At 54.9% G+C, this 17,118-nt stretch carries 15 protein-coding genes and 1 tRNA gene; 4 read left to right on the plus strand and 12 right to left on the minus strand.

What is annotated here, in order from left to right; translation table 11 throughout:
* Window positions 1–276: 276 nt before the first annotated feature.
* Window positions 277–474: a hypothetical protein gene (locus B3041_RS11025; RefSeq protein ID WP_065650009.1), complete on the minus strand. Its 198-nt coding sequence runs from the start codon at window positions 472–474 to the stop codon at window positions 277–279.
* A 370-nt stretch (window positions 475–844) separates the two neighbouring features.
* On the opposite strand from B3041_RS11025, the gene dbpA reads away from it, so the two are divergent.
* From dbpA to B3041_RS11040, 3 genes are all read left to right on the plus strand, one after another.
* Window positions 845–2,224, plus strand: coding sequence for an ATP-dependent RNA helicase DbpA (dbpA, locus tag B3041_RS11030; RefSeq protein WP_292972541.1), 1,380 nt, complete (start codon window positions 845–847; stop codon window positions 2,222–2,224).
* A 141-nt stretch (window positions 2,225–2,365) separates the two neighbouring features.
* Entirely contained in the window at window positions 2,366–3,328 is a 963-nt protein-coding gene (locus B3041_RS11035) for a chemotaxis protein (RefSeq protein ID WP_065650503.1), read from the plus strand.
* A gap of 309 nt (window positions 3,329–3,637) precedes the next feature.
* Window positions 3,638–5,194 carry a methyl-accepting chemotaxis protein gene (locus B3041_RS11040; protein WP_065650011.1) on the plus strand — a complete coding sequence of 519 codons (1,557 nt, stop codon included), beginning with the start codon at window positions 3,638–3,640 and terminating at the stop codon, window positions 5,192–5,194.
* 42 nt (window positions 5,195–5,236) lie between these two features.
* On the opposite strand, the gene B3041_RS11045 is transcribed toward B3041_RS11040, so the two are convergent.
* The 4 genes from B3041_RS11045 to B3041_RS11060 form a co-directional block, all read right to left on the minus strand.
* The gene (locus B3041_RS11045) at window positions 5,237–6,523 is read right to left on the minus strand and encodes an HAAAP family serine/threonine permease (protein WP_065650504.1); all 1,287 of its coding nucleotides are present in this window, start codon (window positions 6,521–6,523) and stop codon (window positions 5,237–5,239) included.
* A 350-nt stretch (window positions 6,524–6,873) separates the two neighbouring features.
* Window positions 6,874–7,869 (minus strand): glycosyltransferase family 2 protein, encoded by a 996-nt coding sequence (locus tag B3041_RS11050; RefSeq protein ID WP_065650013.1) that lies wholly within the window; start codon window positions 7,867–7,869, stop codon window positions 6,874–6,876.
* Window positions 7,866–9,173: a flippase gene (locus tag B3041_RS11055; RefSeq protein ID WP_292972546.1), complete on the minus strand. Its 1,308-nt coding sequence runs from the start codon at window positions 9,171–9,173 to the stop codon at window positions 7,866–7,868. Before B3041_RS11055 ends, B3041_RS11050 begins: the two co-directional genes overlap by 4 nt.
* A gap of 11 nt (window positions 9,174–9,184) precedes the next feature.
* A complete protein-coding gene (locus B3041_RS11060) occupies window positions 9,185–10,165 on the minus strand; it encodes a glycosyltransferase family 2 protein (protein ID WP_065650015.1) in 981 nt (326 codons plus the stop codon).
* A 900-nt stretch (window positions 10,166–11,065) separates the two neighbouring features.
* On the opposite strand from B3041_RS11060, the gene B3041_RS11065 reads away from it, so the two are divergent.
* Window positions 11,066–12,964 carry a flagellin gene (locus tag B3041_RS11065; protein ID WP_292972549.1) on the plus strand — a complete coding sequence of 633 codons (1,899 nt, stop codon included), beginning with the start codon at window positions 11,066–11,068 and terminating at the stop codon, window positions 12,962–12,964.
* Between the two features lie 17 nt (window positions 12,965–12,981).
* Here B3041_RS11065 and B3041_RS11070 read toward each other — a convergent pair whose 3' ends face one another.
* From B3041_RS11070 to B3041_RS11100, 7 genes are all read right to left on the minus strand, one after another.
* Window positions 12,982–13,191: a hypothetical protein gene (locus B3041_RS11070; RefSeq protein WP_292972552.1), complete on the minus strand. Its 210-nt coding sequence runs from the start codon at window positions 13,189–13,191 to the stop codon at window positions 12,982–12,984.
* A gap of 186 nt (window positions 13,192–13,377) precedes the next feature.
* Window positions 13,378–13,453, minus strand: a tRNA-Thr gene (locus B3041_RS11075).
* A 152-nt stretch (window positions 13,454–13,605) separates the two neighbouring features.
* Window positions 13,606–15,351, minus strand: a complete 1,746-nt coding sequence (locus B3041_RS11080) for an amylovoran biosynthesis protein AmsF (RefSeq protein WP_065650018.1) — start codon at window positions 15,349–15,351, stop codon at window positions 13,606–13,608.
* A gap of 204 nt (window positions 15,352–15,555) precedes the next feature.
* Window positions 15,556–15,849 carry a hypothetical protein gene (locus tag B3041_RS11085; protein ID WP_292972557.1) on the minus strand — a complete coding sequence of 98 codons (294 nt, stop codon included), beginning with the start codon at window positions 15,847–15,849 and terminating at the stop codon, window positions 15,556–15,558.
* A complete protein-coding gene (locus B3041_RS11090; RefSeq protein ID WP_206099916.1) occupies window positions 15,846–16,190 on the minus strand; it encodes a hypothetical protein in 345 nt (114 codons plus the stop codon). Before B3041_RS11090 ends, B3041_RS11085 begins: the two co-directional genes overlap by 4 nt.
* 2 nt (window positions 16,191–16,192) lie before the next feature.
* Window positions 16,193–16,660 (minus strand): glycoside hydrolase family protein, encoded by a 468-nt coding sequence (locus B3041_RS11095; RefSeq protein ID WP_292972560.1) that lies wholly within the window; start codon window positions 16,658–16,660, stop codon window positions 16,193–16,195.
* Between the two features lie 176 nt (window positions 16,661–16,836).
* Window positions 16,837–17,115: a hypothetical protein gene (locus tag B3041_RS11100; RefSeq protein WP_065650022.1), complete on the minus strand. Its 279-nt coding sequence runs from the start codon at window positions 17,113–17,115 to the stop codon at window positions 16,837–16,839.
* Between the last annotated feature and the right edge of the window lie 3 nt (window positions 17,116–17,118).

Genomic DNA, 17,118 nt, shown 5'->3' on the forward strand with positions numbered 1-17,118 from the left:
ATTGCTAAGGGGCGCGCCCACCCGCCCCTTAGCAATCCGCATGCGCAAGCGCCGCTGAAACTGCCAGAAGCCTGGCGGGCGGAACCCCCTCAGAGTCCCGCGCTGCTAAGCGCACAGCTCCGCGCTGCTGAGCGCACAGTCCCCGCGCTGCTGAGCGCTGCTGAGCGCTGCTGAGCGCACAGCCCCCGCGCTGCCCTCCCCCGGCTGAAAACAAAAAAGCCTCCGTATGGAGGCTTTTGTCTTACTTGCCGGCGACACCCGCCGCTGCATAGCGTTTTATGACAACATCTGAATGGCCAGCGCATAAAGGCGCTGGTGCTCATCGTCACTGACTGGCTCTTCTTCCGCATAACAGGCAATCATTGAGCTGACTTTATCAGAGGATAAAGCTTCTCCATGAAGATGCAGCGTTAATACGGCGCGGCCGACGATTTTCAGAATGTCTTCGCTATGTCCCTGGAGACTGTGACTCAATGAAATTGACCTCTGAAGTAAATTCGCACGCCAAATGGCGCGCTCAATATAGATCAAAACAACAAGGATCTTTAATCAGAATTTCCTTATGCTGCGTAATATATAAGCCTGACCCCGGTAAAAATTACCCTGAGTTGTCGCTGAAAAACGACGTAAAAGCGTTAATCTCCTTATTTGCCGGATGATTTTTATGCACCAGAAGATCGTTCCGGATAACAATTTATTAAAACTTTGCAACAATAGTCTCCCTGCGGCGTGACGGCACTCTGCTCTCTGACCAGCCGCATGCGCCAGGCGAATTACCGTTGCTGCCCGCGTGGCTTTCTGCCAGACTGGCCGCGTTATCTTCCCTCCTATCTGAGACATCTTTGTGACTGCTTTTTCAACCCTGACGCAACTGCCCGCCAGCCAGCTCGACAATCTGCGCGACATGGGCTTTGATGCGATGACGCCTATTCAGGCGGCGTCGCTTCCCGCCATCCTTGCCGGCCACGATGTGCGTGCGCAGGCGAAAACCGGCAGCGGCAAAACTGCTGCATTTGGTATCGGCCTGCTTAACCGTATCGACAACAGCCAGTTTCATACTCAGGCGCTGGTGCTCTGCCCGACGCGTGAACTGGCTGAGCAGGTCAGCAATGTACTGCGTCAGCTGGCACGCTTTACGCGTAATATTAAAATCCTGACGCTGTGCGGCGGTCAGCCGATGAGCGCACAGCGCGATTCGCTGGTGCATGCCCCGCACATCGTCGTCGGCACGCCAGGCCGCCTGCTGGATCACCTTAAGCGTGATAATCTCGATCTCAGCCAGCTGCAGACGCTGGTGCTTGACGAAGCTGACCGCATGCTGGAAATGGGTTTCCGGGATGACATGGAAGCAATTATCGGCTTCACGCCCGCCGCACGGCAGACGCTGCTTTTCTCCGCGACCTGGCCTGACACCATTGCCAGCCTGAGCCAGCGCTTTCAGCGCGACGCGCTGGCGGTTGCCACTGAAACCGAAGCGGAACTGCCCGCGATTGAGCAGCAGTTTATTGAGGCGAGTGCCGGCGAGCGCGTTAACCTGCTATGCGCCCTGCTCAGCCAGCAGCAGCCCGCTTCCTGCGTGGTGTTCTGTAATACCAAACGTGAATGCGATGATATTGCCGCCGCACTGAACGATCGCGATATTAGCGCGCTGGCGCTGCACGGCGATCTGGAGCAGCGCGATCGTGAACGCGTGCTGATCCGCTTTGCTAACGGCAGCAGCCGCGTGCTGATCGCCACCGACGTCGCCGCGCGCGGTCTGGATATCAAATCGCTGGCGCTGGTCGTGAACCTTGAGCTGGCGTGGGACCCGGAAGTACATCTGCACCGCATTGGCCGTACCGGGCGCGCGGGCGAAAAAGGACTTGCCGTAAGCTTTGTGGCACCTGACGGAATGGCACGTGCCCATGCGCTGGAGGATTATCTGCAGCAGAAGCTTAACTGGGTGGCCGCGGGCACCTTAAAAGGCAGAGCGGCACAGGCGCTGCCTGCAGCCATGATGACGCTCTGTATTGATGGCGGGCGCAAAGCAAAAATCCGTCCGGGTGACATCCTCGGCGCACTGACCGGTGAAGCGGGCTTCAGCGGCGATCAGATCGGTAAAATTGATCTGACGCCTTCACACGCCTACGTTGCCATTGCGGCCTCACAGGCAAAAAAAGCGCTGATCAAGCTCAAAGAGGGTAAGATCAAAGGCAAAAGCGTACGCGCTATTCTCCTGAAATAGAGCGGCTGTAGCGTGAGGGCGATCGCGCCCTTGCGCTAAATTTTCTTCTTCTCCCTTCATTTTTATCGCGCTCTGCCGATAAGTTAATCATGGCACTTCCGCCCTCTCCCTGCTCCGCCCAGATTCTGCCCCGAGGCCATGATGGATAATTTTCAGAAAGAGATCGACGAACGCGCAAACCTGGCGCTGTCCAACAAATTTGAACTGCTGCTGTTTCGGCTGGGTTCCGATCGGCTGAAAGGCAAATCTGAGCTGTATGGCATCAACGTGTTCAAGCTGCGCGAAATTGTGCCCATGCCCGCGATCACGCGCGCGGCCGGGATGAACTCGCCGCTGCTCGGCATGGCCAGCATCCGGGGGCAGTTTATTCCGGTAATCGACCTGCCAGCCGTGACCGGCTGTAAACCGGAAACCGGCCTGAATCTGCTGCTGGTGACCGAATATGCGCGCAGTACCCAGGCGTTTGCAGTGGAGTCGGTAGAAAACATTGTGCGTCTTGACTGGAATCAGGTGCATACAGCAGAAGCGGGGATCAGCAGCCGCAATATCACCAGTATCGCCTGCCTGGACAGCAACGGCGAAAGCAACAACCTTGCACTGGTGCTCGACGTAGAGCAGATCCTCTATGACATCATTCCTTCGGTACGTGGCGTTGAGCCTGGCGCAGAGACAGTGAAAAACTTCAATCTCAAGCCGGGTGCGGTCGCTATCGTGGCAGAAGATTCCAAAGTTGCCCGTCAGCTGCTTGAACAGGGGCTGAAAAGCATGGGTATTCCGGCCCTGATGCACAACACCGGCCTGGAAGCGTGGATAAAAATCAACGAAATGAAGAAAGAGGCGCAGGCCAGCGGCGAATCAATTCACGATAAAATTGCCCTGGTTCTCACCGATCTGGAGATGCCGGAGATGGATGGCTTCACGCTGACGCGTAATATCAAGCGTGATGAGACGCTGCGCCATATTCCGGTTGTCATCCACTCTTCGCTGTCCGGCAGCGCCAATGAAGATCATGTGCGTAAGGTCGGTGCAGATGGGTATGTGGCAAAGTTTGAGATCAACGAGCTCTCCAGCGCCATTCATAGCGTGCTGGAAAAACAGCGCTAAGCCCTGTTTTTACCTCTTTCCTTTAAGGCGCGATTATCGCGCCTTTTTTATTGCTGCTATTCCTTCCGCCGCGAAACAGTACCGCTTATTCATCAATAAGTAGCCCCTCTAACGGATCTGCGCTGCCACGCGCAAAAATTAAAGTAAATACATTAGTTACCGATAACTGTTGCGCCTTCGCTGGCGATTATGGAGAGCACTCGCGCAGGAAGGTTCTTATTTTCCTTTTAAAAACAGCCTGTCACGGCAGATTGCCAATCTGCTGATGCATCCTATTACTGTCTGATTTCTGGCAAACGGGGAGAACCAATGTTGAGCATCAAGAATATGAAAGTCGGGGTACGCCTGGGCATCGCCTTTGGCCTGGTGGTGGCTCTGTTAGTGGTCGTGGGCGTGACGTCATGGCTGAAAATCAGCAATATCAAAACCGGCATCACCTCCATTGTAGAGGATCGTTTTGTTAAAGTTCGCCTCGGCTTCGACGTGCGCGATGGCGTGAATGACCAGATTAAATATCTGCGCGGTATCGTAATTGATACCACACGGCCGGAAAACAACGTTAAACGCTTTGCTCAGCTCGCGGATGCCACGGCGCAGACCAACAGCGCGATGAAAAAGATTGAGGCGATTCAGGTCACGCCGGTGGGTAAAAAGAAAATTGCCGGGTTACTTGCTGCCAGCAAACTGTTTGAACAGCAAAAAAATGACGTGCTGGCGCTGGTGCGTGATGGCAAGGCAGATGAAGCCAGCAACTATGTGCTGAAGAAAATTACTCAGACGCAAAACACCTTTTTACTCAGTGCGGCCGCCTTTGCCGACTCTCAGGCGAGCCAGCTCCATCAGGAGGGAGTAGGCATCATCAAAGATGGCACCACGGCGATTCAGGTTTCCGTTATTTTTACGGCTATCGCCATCGCGGCTGCCGTGCTGCTGGGCCTGCTGCTGACCCGTTCCATCGTGCGTCCGCTTAATGAAGCTGTCGCCGTCGCCAGCAAAGTTGCCGCCGGCGATCTCAGCTCGCGCATAACGGTCCGCAGTAAAGATGAAACCGGTGTGCTGATGCAGGCGCTGCAGACCATGAACGACAATCTGATGACCATCGTCTCTAACGTACGCGCCGGCTCCGATACTATCGCCGTCGCCTCTAATCAGATCTCCAGCGGTAATATCGATCTCTCTTCACGCACCGAGCAGCAGGCCAGCTCACTGGAAGAGACCGCCTCCGCAATGGAACAGATGACCGCTACCGTGAAGCACAATGCCGACAACGCGCGCGAGGCAAACTCGCTGGTATCGAAAACCTCTGAGGTGGCCAAAGAGGGCGGCGTGGTCATGGAGCAGGTGATCGACAAAATGGAGGCGATTGCTTACTCCTCTAAAAAGATTGTCGATATTATCAGCGTCATCGACTCTATCGCTTTCCAGACCAATATTCTGTCGCTCAATGCCGCCGTTGAGGCCGCACGTGCCGGTGAACAGGGTCGCGGCTTTGCCGTGGTCGCTTCGGAAGTCCGTAACCTGGCCCAGCGCTCTGCCTCCGCCGCCAAAGAGATCAAAGTGCTGATCGAAGATTCCGTGACCAAAGTTGATGAAGGCAGCCGCCTGGTTACGCACGCCGGCTCCACTATCGGTGAAGTTGTCAGCAGCGTGCAGAGCGTGGCTGAAATCATGAGTGAAATTACGATTGCCAGCAGCGAACAGAGCAGTGGCATTGGTGAGATCAATCAGGCGATTACACAGATGGAAGCGGTGACGCAGCAGAATGCTTCGCTGGTGCAGGAGGCATCCGCTGCCTCACAGGCGCTGCAGGAGCAGGCCGATCGGCTGGCACAGTCGATGAGCGTGTTTAAAACCGCGCTGGCTTAATGCCATACGGCCGGGCCGCCTGTTACGGCGACCCGGCTGGGGTCAGTTGAACAGCGACCAGGCCACAGAAGAGATAGCCAGCAGCCCGATAATCACAACAAAGAGGTTGCTGATTTTTCCGCTGTACTGGCGCATTGCCGGGACTTTCTGAATCGCATACATCGGCATCAGGAACAGGATCGCCGCGATAACCGGGCCACCCAGCGTTTCAATCATGCCAAGAATACTGGGGTTCAGCGTCGCCACCAGCCAGGTGGTCAGCAGCATAAACAGCGTGGTCAGACGGTTCAGCTTCTGCGGCGCGAGCGCTTTGCCCCGGCTGCGCAGCGATTTAGTGACGATACCGTTAAACCCTTCACGCGCGCCCAGATAGTGACCCAGAAACGATTTCGTGATCGCCACCATCGCGACAATGGGTCCCAGCCAGGCGATCATCGGCACCTGAAAATGATTAGCCAGATAAGAAAGAATCGTGATGTTCTGCGCTTTGGCTGCCTGCAAATCGGCGGGCGACAGGCTCAGCACACAGCTGAAAACAAAAAACATCACCGTGACCACCATCATCAGGTGCGCACTGGCCAGAATGCGCGAACAGCGTTTTTCCGCACCGGCACCATATTCGTCGCGTTTTGCCACGGCAAACGAGGAGATAATCGGCGAATGATTAAATGAAAACACCATGACCGGAATCGCCAGCCATAGCGTCATCCACAGATTGCCGCTGCCCGTTGCCTCGCTGAACGACAGCGTTTGCAGCGCCGCGCCGTGCCAGTGCGGAACCAGCCAGGCTGCCAGCAGCATCAGTACAGCAACAAAGGGAAAGACCAGAATACTCATTGCCTTAACGATCATCTGTTCGCCAAAGCGCACGATAACCATCATTCCGCTGATCAGCAGCAGTGACAGCAGCGCGCGCGGCGGCGACACCATACCAAGCTGATGCACGATAAAACTGTCAACGGTATTGGTTATGGCCACGCTGTACATCAGCAGGATGGGATAGATCGCAAAAAAGTAGAGCAGCGTAATGATCTTACCTGCCCCGCTGCCGAAGTGCTCTTCCACCACGTCAGTGATATCTTCACCCGGATTTTTACCCGAGAGGACGAAACGCGTCAGCGCGCGGTGCGCATAGAAGGTCATCGGGAATGCCAGCACGGCCATGATCAGCAGCGGCAGCAGTCCGCCTGCGCCCGCATTGATGGGCAGAAACAGTACCCCGGCACCAATCGCCGTACCATACAGACCCAGCATCCACACCGTATCACTCTTGCTCCAGCCCCTGGCCGCTCTGGCGGTTGCCAGCGTGCTGGTTTGTGAGTTATTCATCACTCTCTCCAGAATCATCATCATTGCAGCCGGTTTCCGGCTCTCTGTTCACGGCCAGCCGCTGCCGGCAGCCGTTCAAACGCGCTCATGCTATACGTTTTTTTCGCCGCGCGGGGGGCACAACGCAAGATACGTGTCACAAAAGCAGCAAAAATGCGCAGGCTGATAATTTTCTGCTGCAAAAACGCACAAAATCAGCACGCAATCGATTGCCTGACATTATTTGACCTGAGTCACAGAAATAGTGCAAGGGGAAGTAAGAAAGAGCGCGGGTAACGCAGCGGACTCTCCCGGCTGCTGCCCTCTTCTGCCAGTGGCAGAGATCAGAAGGCAACGCCGGGAGGGGTAAATCAGAATGCACGCATTCTGTATAACGCATAGAGGAAATAGTACGCTGTGAGTGAGTTCAGATTCATAATCATGTACTTCAGTTTTTCATTCTTATTCAGCAGTGTGAAAATACCTTTTGAGTATTTCCCGCGCTTTATCTGTTCTATTTCTGTTGCGATATCTGCTGGCGAAAAGGACGCGTGATACATCGCGGTGACAATCTGCATATCCAGCGCCAGCACGCGTTTTGAGATCCCTTTCAGAAAATGGTCCAGTTCGCTGGCCTGATATTTATCCACGATAGTGTCATACAGCGCGGTCAGCGACTGCTTGCGCACCTTTAATTCACTGTACTGCACCTTCTGTTTAGAGAGCGAGCCACTGGTATCTTCGTAGTGATAAGCCGCGTTAGGCGTGATCAGGAAGTTACTGATGCAGCTGAAATATTTGAGGTTAAACAGCAGATCTTCACTCATGGAGATCCCCTCAAGGAAGCGCAGATTCAGCGAGTCAATAATCTCCCGGCGATAGCATTTGTTATGCAGATAGCCGATGTTGTCGCTGATCTCCAGCTCGCCCAGTACATAAGGAATGTCATGCTGACTGAAAAAGCCCGCCTGCGACACCTTACCAATGCGATCGTCATTCAGGTGGCCGACCATCAGGTCTACGGTTTCAGCTGGCCAGGCGTTGAGATTCAGTTTGAAGCTCATCAGAAAATTGTCATCGACCCAGTCGTCGGCGTCCAGGAACAGCACGTAGTCGCCGCGCGCCTTCAAAAGCCCGGTATTGCGCGCCGCGCTGACGCCGGCATTGATCTGCTCCAGTACGGTTATCTGCGGATAGCTGGCAAACTCAGCCAGAATCTGCGCGCTGTCATCGCGGCTGCCATCGTTAACCACGACCACTTCATAACTGCTGAACGTCTGGTTCAAAACGCTCAGCAGCGTGCGCCGGATAGTATTTTGTGAGTTATAAACGGGAATGATGATACTGAAGAGCGGATTGTCATTCATGATAAACTCTCTTTGCTGTCTGAGGTTTTGTAATTGCTAAACAACTGCCATAGCTTTCTGGGGTTGAAAAAAACCTGATGGATCCGCGCCACGGGCTGCGCGGTGAAGAAATAATTAAGCAGGGAGAAAGAGACGAATTCGGTAATGACCACGCTCAGCGCGGCACCGGTCAGGCCGTAATGCGGCACCAGCAGCAGCGACGAGATCAGACAAATAACCAGAACCGCGAAGGTCTTTTTGATCAGGAAGCGGTAACCGTTATATTTCACAATGAAACGGTCCATTACGCTGCTCAGCACGCCGCACATCGCACCCACGCTCAGCAGCAGCGTAGGAGCGACCGCATCCAGATAGGCGTTGCCATAGAAGTGGCCAATAAACCAGCCTGACAGCAGCCAGATCCCCAGAATCACCAGCGCGGAAACGCCAATCACCAGCAGATGCAGCTGCTGCGCTTTGACGATTGCCCGTTCGCGGTTGCGCTCGGCAAAGAAAGCGGGATAAAACGACGCCAGCAGCGCAGCCGGTAAAAACACCCATGCTGTGGAGAGCGTCAGCGCTACAGAGAAAATGCCCGCCTCTTTTACCCCGAGGAAGTAAGAGACGCTTACCTGATTGACGCGCGTATAGATGCCGACCGCAATGGCCGAGATCACCAGCGACATGCCCGATGCCACCATGTAGCGCGAATACTGTTTAAGCTGACGCAGCGCCGGCAGCGGTTGATGGCGTTGCTGGCGCGTAAACAGCGCGAGCTTGATGAAAAAGGGAATAAAAGTGGCGAGCACAATCGGGATCGCCAGGTAGTGCGGGTCCAGCTCCAGCCAGGAGATGAGGAATCGCACCGAGAGACTGATCGCCAGCCCGATAACGTTAGCGATCACGTTGAGACGGGCATTCAGCATCGCCTCGTTGTAGATGTTAACCAGATCGAGCGCTGAGAAAAGGCAGGCCAGCGCAGCGGCACAGATAAACACCACCGCGTCCGGGCTCCATTCCGCTTTCATGATCAGCATGCCGCTAATCGCCAGGACGCTGTAGACGCCCAGTACCAGCAGGCCCGCCGCCATCATCAGACGGATCCCCGAACGATGATTCTGCGCAATGCGCTTCAGCAATATGACATCGCTACCCATGACCGCGATGCTCTGCAAAAACTGAAAAATCAGCATGGAGAGCGAGATAATGCCAAAGGTGGTCGGGCCGACATATTTGGCGACGTAAGAGGTCACAAAAATCAGGCCAAAAACGGCGATCAGCTTTTCCGCGATCATCCACATTGAGTTTCTGAGTTTTTCTTTCATTCCTGCTCCCCCTACGCTTTACGCGCCAGGCGGCGCAGTTGTGAAACGCCGCGCGGGCTGACAAAAAAGAGAGTGAAATAGAGGCTCCAGGGATTCAGCATCGGGCCTGAAGAGAGGTACGCGCGGAAACTGCGGCGATAAAGCGCGATGTAATCTTCAATAAAGGCGCCGCTGAATTCACGGCTGTTCAGCCCTTTGCTGATATAGGAAGAGGTGACCTTAAGCACGAGATGGTAGTAATAGCGGTGGTGCTGCCGGGTCATAAACGCCTTCATCCGGCCAAACGAACGCGCAAAGGAGAAGTGCTTTTCCCGCAGCGCCGACCGGGTGGCAGAGTTGTCTGACTTCACGTAGTGGTAGACCACGCGCTCGGTGACAATCACCTGCTGGTTCTGCAGCAAATAGAGGTAGTTCATCACAAACAGCAGATCTTCGAAGTTGAAGATCTCTTCGTTAAAGCGCAGCTGATGCTGCCGGATAACGTCTGCGCGGAAGACCTTGTCGCAGATGCCGTGACGGGGATGAAAATAGAGTACGTCGTTGACCGCTGCCGCCGCGCTCATCTGCCGCGATGCGTCACGGTTAGCAGGCTGGTCCAGCGGCTCACCGGCAGGCGTAAAATGCTGCGACTCGCCGATACACATGCCGATATTCTCCTGCATCAAGGCCACCCAGGTGGCAAAGGCGTCGTGCGGCAGAAAATCATCAGCGTCTAAAAAACAGATAAATTTACCGCGCGCGCTGCGCAGCCCCTGATTACGTGCCGCAGAGACCCCCATATTGGGCTGTTCAATGATGTGGAATTGCGGGTGGTGCGCAAATCGCTGAAGAATGGCCTGCGACATATCCGTGGATCCATCATTGATAAAAATTGCTTCAAAGCGCACTTCCGTCTGCTGCAGCAGACTATTAATGCTTCTTTCCAGATAGGCAGCCGCGTTATACACCGGCACAATGACGCTCAGTAACACGTCGTTTACGGGATTTTGCATGAGACCTCAGAACGCGGTTTGTCAGTATTAATAAGGCGAACGCAGCGGCGTTAAACATTGCTGTTCAGATAAACCACGCACTTTATGGCTTATTCCTGCGCCCGGCTTAACTGTATTCCGGATTTTTTTCGGAGTTTCCTCAGTAAGGAATTCCGCTAATTAAATAAATGAACCGCCAAAGTAATAATAAGAATTTCGCCATAAATCTATGGCCAGACTATTTATTATTCATTTATAAATGCACATCGATGACGATGTATATTTGCCTGCGATTTGCCTCTCATTCCATCTGAATGGCAGGAAAAAAACGGCTGATTTCACATCGACACCAGAAATATATGGTTTTTTATCAATATGTTATAAGTAACAAACCTGCCGCGCTGTGCGGCCCGGCAGCACGTAATTCGTTTTGCCGAGTTTTCAGCGGCCTTAACGTAACGAGCGGCAACATTAATGATATGTGCTGTGCGCCCTGCTCTTTTATTATTCCGCTGCGTCTGTTGCGCCACGTGAAAAGCAGGAGGCGTTAATCCAGTACGGCTATCGCAGCCATACTGCAATGGGCTTCAGGCCCTAAAAATGCGATCTGTTTCAAAACTTTAAACGGCATTCTCTCTGCTGAACCCGTCAGGGTCAATGGGGCGGTCAGGAAAACAGAATTTACGCAGTAAGTCCGTAATTAATAAAAACGCAGATTGATTAGCCCCGGGAAAGGAATATCAGGCTGACTGATAAGATAAATGCGTAAAGGTCACCAGGATTAATATCAGTGAAAAACGATCGCGGTTCCGCTGTAAATCACAGCACCAGAGCGCCACCGTGACTTAGGCCAAATAACGGTTAAAAGAAAATCACTTTCTGCCGATAACGCTATCAACAGAACAATCGGTGAGCCTGTAAATGATCTCCCTGCAAACCAACCTTTCTGCCCTGAATGCGGTGCAGAACACAAACAAAAACCAGTCAGCGCTGGGAACAGCGATACGCAATCTCTCTTCCGGGATGCGTATCAATAGCGCGAGTGATGATGCCGCAGGACAGGCGATTGCTAACCGGATGCAGAGTCAGCAGCGCGGTTTGCAGCAGGCGCAGCGTAACGCAGGCGATGGGTTATCGCTGGTCAATACCACTGCAGGCGCCCTGGATGAGATTAACAATCGCGTTCAGCGTATCCGGCAGCTGGCGGTACAGGGCCTTAACGGAACCCTTTCGCAGGGTGACGCCGATGCCATTCAGGGAGAGATTAACCTGAACCTGAAAGAGATCGATCGCCTCAACAGCACGGCTGCGTTTAATGGCATTAAAACGCTCGACGGCAGCGCCGGAAAAATCGGTTTTCAGGTCGGCGCGAACGATCGGGAAAAAATTATGCTGGATCTTTCTGCGCCCGGCTTTAGCGTTGGCGCGCTGGGGCTGAAAGATCTGGTGATTGGCGGTATCAGCGGCAAAGTGACGCCCGTTAACCGCATCACCGGCCTTGCCACCAATATGGACTTTACTAATCCGGCCATCACGGTGACGTATATGCCCCCGTCAGGCGCGCCGCAGCTGATGCGCAGCAGTGCGGATAATCGCCAGTATGTGCAGAGCACGGGCGCTGACGGCAAGCCGGTATACTATCTGGCAGCGGTAAGCGCGCGCTGGGACACGGCTAACGCTGCCGGAACGGTAGCCATCAGCCGCGCCACCTCTGCTCCGCTCTACAACAGCGTAAGCAACATAGCGCCACGCGCTATTCCGGCCGTTAATTTTCAGCAATCGGATGGCAATGCGCTTACCGCTACGCCTCCGGCGCACCTGACCGTTGATAACGGCAGCTATTATATTGAGCAGGGTGGTCTCTATCATGCGGCGACGCTGGACTTCGGCAGCAGCGGGAATGTGATCGCGCAGGCAACCAGCGCCCCGACAAAAACCAGTGCCGATTTTGCTACCCTGCCAGCCGCTGTGACGCAGACGCCGGCGATCAATACCGGCAGCGCCACGCTCAGCTTTACGGATGCCAGCGGAAATAGCGTGAGTAGTGCGCGGCTGCTGCAAAGCGGATCGCAATATGTGATGGAGGTGGATAACGGCAGCGGTAATTATCAGTACTTCAACGCCGCGCTGGCTGCGCATACTGACGACACCGGCAGCAGCTCGCTGGCTATCAGCGCCATCAGCAGCAGCGCTATCAATAGCTTTAGCAGCGTAAACCGCGTAACCGGTACCGCTTACGTGACGCTGGATCCGGCAAACGTTGAGTTGCGCTATACCGATGTCTCAGGCGAGAGCGCCAGCGACGTACTGCGACTGGATGCTGACGGCAACTACTATATGGATGCGCCGGATATCGGGATCGATAAAACCGCCACCTTTGTTACTCACGACAGTAACGGCAGCATCATGCTGAAAACGCTGCAGGGTACTGGCGATATTCAGATCTATTTCCAGGCGGGCATCTCTTCGACCACCGATGCCTCAACCAACCTGACAACCATGCGCGTCTCTGAGATGGGAGATGAGATCCGCCTGAAGCATCCGGATGATCCGCTGGCAACGCTGGATCGCGCCCTGGCACTGATTGACAGCCGTCGCAGCCAGCTGGGTGCGCTTGCCAACCGGCTCGAGTCGGCGCAGCGGCTGCAGAGCCAGAGTACAACGGATTATGCGGCGGCGCGCTCGCGCATCGAAGACGCTGATTATGCGCAGGAAGTATCAGTGATGGCACGTCAGCAGATTCTGCAGCAGGCCGGAAATTCAGTGCTGGCAAAAGCGCAGCAGGAACCGCAGCAGGTGCTTAAGCTGCTGCAGGGATAAGGGGCAACCGCCCCCTTTTACTCGTCAGCCGGAGCGATACTGATAATGTCAAACTTCGCCACGCCATCCACTCCGGTGCCGGGGGTTTTCATCATCGCAAGATCCTGCAGCACCGCTTCATGCGCTTCTTCATCTGAAGGCTCATTTTCGCTCTCCAGTATGACCTCTTCGCGTTTTTTGGCGTCGCCATCCTGATGTTCATACGTCACTTTGTATCGGGTACTCATTGCGCATTCTCCTTTTCGGGTGGAACGCTAAGTCTGGTCAACGGATGGGAATACGTCCAGCCGGCGTCTGCCGGAGGCAGCGTGACGCACCAGGCATACTGGCGCAGTATCGGATATTTGTGTCCCAAATCTGTCCCACATGCTGAAGGAAGAAGGACCGGGTGGTGGATAATGCATTGATTTGATTGGTGCCGGAAACAGGAGTCGAACCTGCGACCTTCGCATTACGAATGCGCTGCTCTACCAACTGAGCTACACCGGCATAAGGCGGGAACTACGGGGAATAAAATAAAAAATGTGACGCAAGGCGTCAAGGTGCGGTGGTTCAACCGTCTGTTTTTCAGGCAGAACTGGCGTATTTTCCGCCACAAATAAAAAAAGGCGAGGCCGAAGCCTCGCCAAAACGTGCTGGTTTTAATCGTAATAAGGTAACTTACGATCAACACCGTTGATATTGACCAGCACAAAGCCCGAAGGGGCTGTTTTATTTGTGGGATTACCCGCTGCCGTCGCGACAGTGAGCACCCCTTTCTCATTGGCACCAATGCCTGCTACGCCGTTATGAAAACCAAAGCGTGCCGCTGGCTTCAGCGTGCCCATTTTGGTGGTATCGGTCACCACCGAAAAGTCAGTCTGGAACAGCGAGCACGAGCCCGACTCAAAGCGCGTCGGTCCGGTGGTTTTCAGGTTAATCAGCGTATCGCCGCTGTTGGCGCGCAGCTTCACCCATACCACCGCATAGGTAGTACCGACGCGGTTATAGCGGATATCCAGCACCGCAGGCTGCCCCATATGGCAGGCGTCAGCCCAGACGGTATCCAGCCGCTGCAGGTTGATCCAGGTTTTCCCGGTGCCGGCCATATTGACCGGCGACCCCGCCGTGCCGGTGGGCTGGGTGGCATCCGCTTTACCAATCAGCTCCATCACCCACTGCTGGTTCGCCACCGGGAAAAAGAGCTGCCCGAGGCGATACCAGTTATCGGTGTCGGTGTTGTTGGTAACTTTATGGCCGCTGTAGTAGCCGGTGCGCAGGGAACCGGTGATGATAGTGCCGTGGTTCTCTTCGCGCCGGTAGCCATACTCAAACGTTGAAAGCCAGCGCGTGCCCGACAGATCGTTGGAGATAGTGGCACCCGACTGCAGGCCAATCTGGCGCATGATCACGCGGGCGTTATTGAGGTTAAACGGCGAGCCGCAATCCTCAATATTCAGCGTATCAATGGTCCAGCCGCCGTCGGAGAGGTCGCCGGGGTTACGCGTATGCTCAATCCAGACGTTACGCATAATGCCCTGCGTCACGCGTGGCATATAGAGCGTGGCGTCGCCGTAACCGGTCTGGAAGTTACAGTTGCAGATCTCAATCGCGGTAGAGTGGTCCCACTTACCCTTCGGCGAGTTTGACCAGCCGATGTCGAATACGCGCCCGTAAGTCCACAGGGTGTAGATCTGGTCAAATTTACTGTCGAGGGTATCCAGCACTTTGATCACGGTCCCGCCGCTATTCTGCGCGCGGAAACAGTAGATGTTTACCGTAGAGCCTTCGATGCAGGTGTTTTCGAAGAAGGGCTGCACGTTGGTACACAGATCGGCTGTAATGGTACCTGTGTTGGCAGTGGTGTCGGCGGACGCCTGACCGTGCCAGGTGATCCCCTTGATCGCGGTGCGGCGTGCCTTCACTTTGAACACCGTATTGGCGCTTTTGTCGGAGATGATAGTGGTACGCGGCAGCGAACCCAGCTCCACATCATCCCCCTGCAGGCCAAAGAAGGCGATTTCAGTGTCGCTGATATCCATTGGACTGATCAGGAATTTCCCGCCCGGGAAGCGCACCGGCAGATCGCGGATATTGCCGCTGTAGCCCTGCGTCCACGCCAGCATGCGTTTAAAGGGTTCAGTGTCATTGGCGTAGCCATCCCCTTTCGCACCAAAGTGGTAGACGTTCAGGTCTGCCGGGTCGTTGATCACACGCTTCCAGTAGAAGCCGTTGCCGACCGCCAGCGTGCCGCCATCATCGGCTGCCGTAGTGGTGCCAATAAAACCGGTAAAGTCACCGCCGCCACGAAAGTTCGAGTCCGCATTGTAGCGACGCAGAAACGCAGAATCGCCGTTTTTGGCAGGTGCAGTGGTGCGCAGTTCAGCAAATGAATTAACTTCGATCATGTCAGCCTCCTCGGCTTATACAGGGTATTGGAATTGCGTCAGAAGGAGCGGCGTTAGCGTGCCGGCGTGCGGCAGTGCCGATCCCAGAGGTCGTTGTGATTGTTAATGGCGCGCACGGTACGAATGTCCATGCGGTCGGCGTCACTGCCGTGGGTATAAATGGGTGAAAAAAGGGAACAGGCGGAGTCGATAACGACCGGCGCCTCAGGGCTGGTGGTATTTCGACTGCTGCAGCTTGTCACGAGCGGCAGCATCATCAAGATTATTGTTGCTGATTTCCACACCTCGGGCCTCCTCACGCAGCTGCTGCTGCTGCTGGTTAACCGCTACCGCCTGCGCCGCTGCTTTATCGGCGCGTTCGGTGTCTGCTTTGGCCTGCTGCTGCACTTTGCCTATCTTTTTACCGCCGGCGTAGCTGGCGACCAGCGCGGCGATAATGCCTGCCAGCGCCGCCAGCCAGTGCCAGCTGCCTGCCAGCAGGGAAAGAAGAAAACTCATGATTTTTCCTCCAGCGCGTTGCGTTTTTCCGCAAGATTTTTTTGCCGTACAAACTGCGCCAGCACGCCCATTGCCACCATAAAGGCGCCGATCATGCCCAGGTAGTTATGCGGCAGTATCTCTTTGACGTCTGGCGGCAGTGCGTTCCAGGCATCCAGCGCGGAGGCGGGAAAGGATTGCACCCATGCACTGAGCATGGAACCGAGTGAGGCGAGCCATACTGACCAGGTTCTAAACAGCAGGCGCGCGTGCTTAACAAACTCCAGAGTGGTAAAGCGCTGCAGCAGCAGCAGCAGAACGATCGCTGCCAGCACCGCGATGATAAAAATCAGCCATTTCATGTTCATAGCAGCCCCCGGTAGATGTCATAGGTGCCGCTGCGCATCGCTTCCGCATGTCGCCGGGCGCGTCCTGCGGTCTGCCGCGCCCACAGGCTATCCAGCATGGCGTTGGCCGCGGCGTCAAAGTCGCTCTGCGTGACTGAGGTGAGCATGCCGCGGAACAGCGCGAGCCCCTCCACGCCCATCTGATACGCCATGCTAATCAGCACATCACTGCGGGCGTCATTACACTTCAGCAGCGCCAGGCGGATCAGTTCGCGCTGCTGCATCTCCTGCACTTTCTTCTCCACGATGCACTGCTTCCAGACATCACCGACGCGACGCGGCACCTGAAAGATATAGTTGCTCAGCGAGGCGCCTTTAGGACCGATGCGGATGCCGCCCGCTACGGTGGGAAAGCCCTGCGTATCCAGATAGGGTGCTTCGCGATAACCCTCTTCAAAATTCAAAATGGCAATAATCTGGCTCATATCCGTTCCTTCTTTGAGGCGCAACGCGGAGCACGCTGCGCACAGGCTCAGCACACTTAAACATCACTGATCGGTCAGCCGGTCACGCACGCCAGAATTAAGCGCAACGCTCAAGCATGTTTAAACAGTGAGCAATGTAAAAACGTTCCGTTCAGAACTGGAAAAGCAGTGGAAACTTAGCGGGTAGCGTAGAGGTGAACGTGGGGTAAACAGCAGTTATCGAAACTGGCGCTTTCACTGTGCGAGCGTCCCGGCGCCAGTACGGCACGCTCAACTCTGGATCGAATTTCCCGCTGACAGATACGTTCAGCGGTGCGCAGCGTGACGTCGTCGCATTCGAATCCGAGTGCGTTATCGATGGTGCGGTTCAGACGTGCGAGTGGCTGGCGTCGTCGATGACGCCGGGTTCGTGCATTACCGGTAAACGCTGACTTGCCATATTGAATAATCGCCATAAC

Source organism: Pantoea sp. UBA4549 (assembly GCF_002387285.1).
Classification (GTDB): Bacteria; Pseudomonadota; Gammaproteobacteria; order Enterobacterales; family Enterobacteriaceae; genus Pantoea; species Pantoea borealis.

What these genes read in the sequence shown, in the direction of transcription:
- B3041_RS11070 (WP_292972552.1), bottom strand. Translation starts at nt 13,191, where the DNA reads ATGAGTACCCGATACAAAGTGACGTATGAACATCAGGATGGCGACGCC.
- B3041_RS11085 (WP_292972557.1), bottom strand. Translation starts at nt 15,849, where the DNA reads ATGAGTTTTCTTCTTTCCCTGCTGGCAGGCAGCTGGCACTGGCTGGCG.
- B3041_RS11050 (WP_065650013.1), bottom strand. Translation starts at nt 7,869, where the DNA reads ATGAATGACAATCCGCTCTTCAGTATCATCATTCCCGTTTATAACTCA.
- B3041_RS11095 (WP_292972560.1), bottom strand. Translation starts at nt 16,660, where the DNA reads ATGAGCCAGATTATTGCCATTTTGAATTTTGAAGAGGGTTATCGCGAA.
- B3041_RS11040 (WP_065650011.1), top strand. Translation starts at nt 3,638, where the DNA reads ATGTTGAGCATCAAGAATATGAAAGTCGGGGTACGCCTGGGCATCGCC.
- B3041_RS11090 (WP_206099916.1), bottom strand. Translation starts at nt 16,190, where the DNA reads ATGAAATGGCTGATTTTTATCATCGCGGTGCTGGCAGCGATCGTTCTG.
- B3041_RS11055 (WP_292972546.1), bottom strand. Translation starts at nt 9,173, where the DNA reads ATGAAAGAAAAACTCAGAAACTCAATGTGGATGATCGCGGAAAAGCTG.
- B3041_RS11100 (WP_065650022.1), bottom strand. Translation starts at nt 17,115, where the DNA reads ATGGCGATTATTCAATATGGCAAGTCAGCGTTTACCGGTAATGCACGA.
- B3041_RS11060 (WP_065650015.1), bottom strand. Translation starts at nt 10,165, where the DNA reads ATGCAAAATCCCGTAAACGACGTGTTACTGAGCGTCATTGTGCCGGTG.
- B3041_RS11080 (WP_065650018.1), bottom strand. Translation starts at nt 15,351, where the DNA reads ATGATCGAAGTTAATTCATTTGCTGAACTGCGCACCACTGCACCTGCC.
- B3041_RS11035 (WP_065650503.1), top strand. Translation starts at nt 2,366, where the DNA reads ATGGATAATTTTCAGAAAGAGATCGACGAACGCGCAAACCTGGCGCTG.
- B3041_RS11065 (WP_292972549.1), top strand. Translation starts at nt 11,066, where the DNA reads ATGATCTCCCTGCAAACCAACCTTTCTGCCCTGAATGCGGTGCAGAAC.
- B3041_RS11045 (WP_065650504.1), bottom strand. Translation starts at nt 6,523, where the DNA reads ATGAATAACTCACAAACCAGCACGCTGGCAACCGCCAGAGCGGCCAGG.